Origin of the sequence: Marinilabilia salmonicolor JCM 21150 (assembly GCF_000259075.1) — a bacterium.
Taxonomy (GTDB): domain Bacteria; phylum Bacteroidota; class Bacteroidia; order Bacteroidales; family Marinilabiliaceae; genus Marinilabilia; species Marinilabilia salmonicolor.
The window spans coordinates 46,528-53,670 of record NZ_AJKI01000036.1; the positions used below are offsets into that span (position 1 = coordinate 46,528).

Genomic DNA, 7,143 nt, shown 5'->3' on the forward strand with positions numbered 1-7,143 from the left:
GTGTTTAGTAGATTGATTATTAAAACCCGAAGTACTCTTTTGCATTTTTATAAGAGATTCCTTCCACAAGGTTTTTGAGAATTTCCTTGTCGTTGGGGATTACTCCTTTGTCCACCTCTTTTCCGATGTGGTTACAGGCAATTCTTCTGAAGTACTCATGACGTGGGAAGGAGAGGAAGCTTCTGGAATCAGTGACCATGCCTACAAATCGGGACAGTAAGCCAAGGACAGATAAATCATTGAGATGCTTCTCCATGCCTACCTTTTGATCCAGGAACCACCATGCTGCTCCATATTGCATTTTCCCCGGAACTGATCCGTCCTGGAAATTACCAATCATGGTTACAAAGGTTTCGTTGTCGGCAGGATTTAAGTTGTAAAGAATGGTTTTGGTGAGTTGATTATTGGTGTCCAGGCTGTCAAGAAATCTTGATAATTTGAAGCTGTCCTGTGGTTGTCCAATGGAGTCAAATCCGGTATCAGGGCCTAATTTTTTGAATAATCGGGTGTTGTTGTTTCGCATGGCGCCTAGGTGAAATTGTTGTACCCATCCACGCTTATGGTTCAGTTTACAGAGTTCCTGCATCAGGGCGAATCGGTAACCTTCAGTTTCAGTTTCTGTTAGTTTTTTACCAACTCTCAGCTTTTTAAATGCTTTCTCCGGATCGATGCCGGCATCATCTGTCCAATACATGCGATCCAGTCCGTGATCGGAAGCACGACATCCCATTTTATCGAAATAAGCATGACGTTCATCCAGCACTGAGAGAAGATCCGCATAGCTGTTGATGCTTTTGCCTGCCGCTTTTTCTAATTTCTGAATGTAACTGTTGAAAACCGTCGGGTCATCTGTCTTGATTAAGTTGTCAGGGCGCCATGTTGGACGAACCTTTACATGAAAGTCTTTTAAACTGGCATGATGTTTCAGGCTGTCAGCAGGATCATCGGTGGTCCCTATTACTTCCACGTTCATTTTATTAAGAATACTCTTTATGGAGAAATCCTTGTGACGAAGCATCTCTGAAGCATCATGATAAATGGTGTCTGCAGTTTTGGGATTCAATAAATCAAAAATATTGAAGTATCGTGCCAATTCCAGATGCGTCCAATGATATAAGGGGTTTCCAACTGTGTGGGGAACTGTTTCTGCCCATTTAATGAATTTTTGGTAGAAATCGGGAGACCCGGTGCAGAATTCTTCATCAACACCATTGGTGCGCATGGCCCTCCATTTATAATGGTCGCCTTCCAACCAAACCTGCCCCAGATTGTCGAAATTATGATCCTCGGCAATGAGTTGGGGAGAGAGGTGACAGTGAAAGTCGATGATGGGTTGATTCTCCGCAAACTCATGGTAGATTTCACGCGCTGTTTCTCCTTCGAGGAGAAAATCAGGATGAATGAAGTTTTTCATGTCTGTATGATATTTTAGAATGAAATTTTATTTGTCGTTAACGAACACGAAGATATGACATTCTTTTCCTACGGTCAAGTATTTTTAATAATTTTTCATCTATATTGGTGGGAAGGTTTATTCATAAACAGGGTGTTTTTCATCTCAATACATATTTAATGGATTGCTAGTGAGGTTGTTGGCATTTGTTGTATTGGTTTGTTTTGGTTTAATGTTTTTGTGTGTTTTGATTAAAAGAATTTTTGAATTCATTTCCCCTTATTTTGTGGGTGGATATAAAATTCCATCAAAATATTTGTGTTTTTTGTGCAAACGTTTGTATTTTTGTAGTGAAAACTTGAAATGAATGGTCAAAAAGAGAGTAACCATAACAGACATCGCCCTTGAAATGGGCATTACTCCATCCACTGTGTCGCGTGCTTTAGCTGGAAATCAGCGGGTGAGGGTTGATACGCGTGAACGGGTATTAAACGTGGCTGCAAAGATGGGATACCAGCCTAATGTGCTGGCGTCTTCTCTGAGAAGCGGGCGAAGCGATACCATAGGGATGGTGGTACCTCGTATTAACCGTCATTTTTTTAGTCATGTCATTAGTGGTGTGGAAGCCGTTCTTAATCCCGCCGGTTACAATCTGCTTATTAGTCAAACACACGAAAGGCAGGAGCATGAAATCAAAGCCTTCTCTACATTGTTGCGCAACCGGGTTGCCGGCATAATTGTTTCTCATTCTGTGGAGACGCAAACTTTCGAGCACTTTCGTCAGATAATTGATGAAGAGATTTCACTGGTGCAATTTGACCGGGTTACGGAGCAGGTTCCGGGACCACGGATTGTGAATGATAATTTTCTCGGGGCCTTGCGAAGTACGCAGCATCTTATAAAAAACGGATGCCGCAGAATTGCTCATTTTGCCGGAGCTTTGCATGTTAATGTTTACGAGCAACGGCTGGATGGTTATCGTTATGCATTGGAGCAGGCCGGGATTGACGTTGATCCAGCGCTTATTGTGGAGAATTGTATTGTACAGGAAGCCGGTATGGAGGCTGTGGAAAATGTAATTGTTCCACAGCAGGTAGATGGAATATTCGCTGCAAGTGATTTGTCTGCTTTGGGGGCCATCCGCACACTTAAAGAGTTGAATATTGCCATTCCTGAAAAGGTGAAGATTTCAGGTTTTGCCAACGAGCCATTTGCCGAAATGATTGACCCCACACTAACCAGTGTTGAACAGAATGCTTTTGAAATGGGAAATCAGGCAGCCAGGTCAATGATTGAGAGTCTTGGTAAAGAAGATCCGGTAAGCGAGGAGATTCATATTCCGGTTCGATTGATTCAACGAAGATCATCTGTTTTGAATAATAGTATTTAACAACTAAAAAGATAAAGTTATGAATTACGATTTTAGGTATGCAGCACATCCTGCTGATTTTAAAAATTATGACACAAAGCGTATCCGTGAAGATTTTCTGATGGAAAATGTGATGGTCGAAGGAGAAATCAATGTGGTTTATACTCTCTACGATCGTTTGATTGTTGGTGGAGCAGTTCCCACTGACAAACCTTTGAAACTTGAGCCATTTGAAGAATTGAAGGCCGACTATTTTCTCGAACGTAGAGAATTAGGAATCATCAATATTGGGGGAGACGCAAAAGTAACTGCTGATGGAACTACTTATGAGTTGAGTTATAAAGAAGGACTCTATCTGGGAAGTGGAAACAAGGAGGTGACTTTCGAGTCTGTTGATCCTAAGAAACCTGCTCATCTTTACCTCAACAGTGCAACCGCTCACACCAGGCACCCCAATAATAAGGTCACTCTTGATATGGCAGTGGTTGCTGAATTGGGTTCCAAAGAGTCTTCCAATGAGCGCCGGATAAATAAGTTGATCGTGAGTGATGTCATTCCCACCTGTCAGGTGCAGATGGGAATTACCGAATTGAAAATAGGAAGTACCTGGAACACAATGCCTCCTCACGTGCACAACAGGCGGATGGAAGCATATCTCTATTTCGAACTTCCAGAAAATGAGGCGATTTGTCATTTCATGGGACAACCTGATGAAACCCGCCACATCTGGATGAAAAATGAACAGGTAGCGATTTCTCCTTCGTGGAGTATTCACAGTGCATCCGGAACCTCCAATTATTCCTTTATCTGGGGAATGGCCGGTGAAAATAAGGACTATAGTGATATGAATCATCTGACTCAGCAGGAGTTGAGATAAGGTGCTTTGGAGAAATTCAATGGAGAATTGGTGTTGCTTGTAAAGGAAGTGTTTTAACCTTTCTTGCAACATCAGTTTTTACCTTTCAGCGAACTTAAATTTTTTGACAACTTAAAACGAATGGATATGATTAATGAATTGTTTGATTTGAATGGGAGAGTGGCTCTTGTAACCGGTGGAACTCATGGAATTGGGATGGCTATTGGTAAAACGCTTGGGAAAGCCGGGGCAAAAATTGCTGTTAATGATTTGTCGGGAGATAAACTCGAGAGCTGTATAGCTGAGTATGCCAAAGAAGGGATTGACGTATTTACCCTCACTTTCGATGTAACCAACGAAGAGGATGTTGACAAAGGAATCACTAAAATAGAGCAGGAACTTGGACCTATTGATATTCTGGTGAACAACGCCGGAATTATCAAACGGATTCCTATTTTGGAGATGGATGTCAAAGATTACAAACAAGTTATTGATGTGGATTTGGTAGCTCCTTTGATTGTTGCTAAGCGGGTTGCTCCCGGAATGATTGAACGACGGAACGGAAAAATTATTAATATGTGCTCGATGATGAGTGTTTATGGTCGCAATTCTGTTTCAGCGTATGCTTCGGCAAAAGGGGGGCTTAAGTTGCTTACCGCCAACATGACCTGTGAGTGGGCAAAGTATAATATTCAGATAAACGGAATCGGACCTGGTTATATTGCTACTGCCCAAACAGCTCCTATCCGTGAAGGAAATCATCCTTTCAACGATCTGGTTATGACCCGTACGCCTGCCGGACGATGGGGAGAGCCTGAAGATGTAGGGAATGCTGCCTTGTTCCTGGCAAGTAAAGCGAGTGACTTTGTAAATGGTCATGTACTTTATGTGGATGGCGGAATTCTGGCCAATTTTGGCTATGTGAAAGGCGAAAATGATGTCTAACCCTTTAAAATCTTTTGCTATGAAAACCAAATCACAATTGCTTCTTGTGCTGCCAGTTCTCATTCTATTTGGGTGCCAGTCACCTCAAAAGGGGTATGTAGTGAACTCGGATGTGACCATTAGTGACCAGGCGGTTGTTCTTACATACAATGAGGTGAATGAATATTTGGCCGAAGAGATTGGTTCGAAAAAAATCGTGGTCTTAGATGCCGGGGGTAATTTTCTTCCTTCTCAATGCGATGACCTGGATAAGGATGGCCAGTGGGACGAACTGGCTTTTTTGATTGATCTGGAAGCCGGAGTCCCGCAAACTGTCTATTTTAATGCAGTTTCAGCTGATAAAATCCCGGATTTTCCCAAACGTACCAATATCCGTTTTGGATACAAAGAGGTTCCTTATGCCGAAGTAACAAATGAGGAACGGTTGAAAACGACAGATAGTCCTTCCATTTCGGCGATCTTCCAGATGGAAGGTCCTGCATGGGAAAATGATCTTGTGGGTTTTAGAAATTACTATGATGCCCGGAACGGAATCGATATTTTTGGAAAAGCGACTACTGATATGGCCCTTGATTCGGCCGGTATTCGTGGTCAAAACTATCATGAGTTGGACGACTGGGGTATGGATATACTCAAGGTAGGGAACTCTCTTGGGGCCGGTGCAATAGGCCTTCGTGTGGATGATGAGGTTTACCGTGTGGGGTCTTCAGACCGGGGAACTTATGAGTTCATCACCGAGGGTCCTGTGCGTGCTATGCTGAAGCTGAATTATTTTGGTGTCCCAGTCGCCGGACGGACCTATGATATCGAGCATCAGATTTCAATTTACGCAGACGATCATTTTTATCGAAGTGAGGTGACAGTGGATGGCCTTCATGGAGATGAACAATTGGTTACCGGCATTGTGAATATGCATCAGAAAGAGTCTTTTACGTTGCAGGAAAGTGGAATTCAAATCATTGGATCTCATGGAGCTCAGGCTTACCTGGGAGAAAATCTGGGGATGGCGCTTTTGGTTCCCGAAGATGAATTGATTCAATCCTGGAAAGCACCTGAGGAGGGGGATGGTATTGTGGAGACCCACATGGTGTCTCTCCGTTTTGATAACCACGGCACCGCGGAATATTATTTCTTTAGTGGCTGGGAATATCAGGATGAAGGTTTTAAAACCAAAGAATATTTTCAGCAGCATGTTGTTGCTGCAGCTAACAAACTGGCCAATCGTTAAGACTGCCTGACAGTGTGCGCCACTGTGCGATTCAGGTTTTTTAATCGTTTTGAAACAAAAATTGATACTATATTTTCAAAGAATTAAGAAGTTTGTTTATATTGCACCTGTTTTTATATAGGTTTTATTAGTTGTGTGTGAAAGGAGTGGGGCTGTCTTTATGGCGGTTTCACTCTTTTTTTATGTAATGGTAATCAGTTTTTTTGTATGTTCAGGAAAACCCTACCTTGTTGGTTTATGATTTAGACAAAAGTGAAATAAAAAAAGAGACGCTTTCATGAAAAACGTCTCTTCTTTTTATTTTGTCTATCAGATCATCATCGAAAAGATAATGTCTGTTTTTGGATTTTGATTTAAGGATTCAGATTACCGTTTTTTATTAGTGTTATTTTTGCCCTCCATGACTTCAATCAATTCAATGTCAAAAATCAATGCTTCATTGGCTTTGATAATGTCCCCTCTTTCACTGTTACCGTAGGCGAGATTTGCCGGGACAAACAGCTGCCATTTTCCACCTTCTTTCATCATGGGAAGTGCTTCCTGCCATCCTTTAATTACCTGATTTACTCCAAAGGCCGCTGTGTCTCCTTTTTCAATGGTGCTGTCAAACACAGTTCCGTCAATCAGGGTCCCATGATAAAGACATCTGACACGGTCATTGATGGAGGGACTTTTTCCGTCACCTTCTTTAATGATTTTGTACTGAAGTCCGCTTTCCAATACAATTACATCCTCCTTTTTTGCATTCTCTTCCAGAAAGGCTTCTCCTTTTTCCAGGTTCTTTTGTCCTTCAATCTGCTTAAGACTGTCGTTTTTCTCTTTAACCTGTTGGAAAATTTTGCGGATATAAATGTCGGCTGTTATTTCGGTAAAGTAAGATTTATCGTAGGCTATTTCATTGAAAAAACCTTTTTTGAACATATCAATATCAATGGTGTCGAACTGACCTTTTCTGAAGTTAAGGTAGCTTTCCACGAGCTCGGAGTTTTTGAATGCCAGAGCTACTTTCTTGTAATCAATAGTGTCAAAAGGGCTTTGTTCAAATCTTTTTTTCCATTCTGCAGCTTCATAAAAACCCAAAGCATAGCTGAGGCTGTCTAGTTGTGTTTCCATGTTTGCTTTTCCGGTATTGGGCACCTTGTTGCAGGCGGTAAGTAGAAGAATTGCGGCAATGAAGCCTGGGATCAGTTGGTTTCCTTTCATAACTTAAGAATTTGTTTTTATGGTTAAATTTTTAAATGTCTTTACCTGCATTATTGATCTTCCTTCCCGGGGGGGGCATCATGAAATGCTTCCGGAAGAAAAAACAAAAGCAAACACCCACAAATCCGGTCGGGCAGATTTTTTTTTTT

General features: G+C 41.8%; 6 protein-coding genes. 4 read left to right on the plus strand and 2 right to left on the minus strand.

Annotated features, from left to right (window positions below; translation table 11 throughout):
- Positions 1–19: 19 nt before the first annotated feature.
- Entirely contained in the window at positions 20–1,414 is a 1,395-nt protein-coding gene (uxaC, locus tag W7W_RS0116265; protein ID WP_010664749.1) for a glucuronate isomerase, read from the minus strand.
- A gap of 346 nt (positions 1,415–1,760) precedes the next feature.
- Here uxaC and W7W_RS0116275 point away from each other — a divergent pair, with 346 nt between their 5' ends.
- The 4 genes from W7W_RS0116275 (at position 1,761) to W7W_RS23275 (ending at position 5,791) form a co-directional block, all read left to right on the plus strand.
- Positions 1,761–2,783, plus strand: a complete 1,023-nt coding sequence (locus W7W_RS0116275; RefSeq protein ID WP_010664750.1) for a LacI family DNA-binding transcriptional regulator — start codon at positions 1,761–1,763, stop codon at positions 2,781–2,783.
- 19 nt (positions 2,784–2,802) lie between these two features.
- Complete coding sequence (gene kduI, locus W7W_RS0116280; RefSeq protein WP_010664751.1) at positions 2,803–3,639, plus strand: 5-dehydro-4-deoxy-D-glucuronate isomerase; 837 nt, start codon at positions 2,803–2,805, stop codon at positions 3,637–3,639.
- Between the two features lie 126 nt (positions 3,640–3,765).
- A complete protein-coding gene (locus W7W_RS0116285; protein WP_025007113.1) occupies positions 3,766–4,563 on the plus strand; it encodes a gluconate 5-dehydrogenase in 798 nt (265 codons plus the stop codon).
- A 19-nt stretch (positions 4,564–4,582) separates the two neighbouring features.
- Positions 4,583–5,791: a DUF4861 domain-containing protein gene (locus tag W7W_RS23275; protein WP_081485198.1), complete on the plus strand. Its 1,209-nt coding sequence runs from the start codon at positions 4,583–4,585 to the stop codon at positions 5,789–5,791.
- A gap of 366 nt (positions 5,792–6,157) precedes the next feature.
- On the opposite strand, the gene W7W_RS22375 is transcribed toward W7W_RS23275, so the two are convergent.
- On the minus strand, positions 6,158–6,994 hold the full coding sequence (locus W7W_RS22375; RefSeq protein ID WP_010664754.1) for an FKBP-type peptidyl-prolyl cis-trans isomerase: 837 nt from the start codon (positions 6,992–6,994) through the stop codon (positions 6,158–6,160).
- Positions 6,995–7,143: the final 149 nt, after the last annotated feature.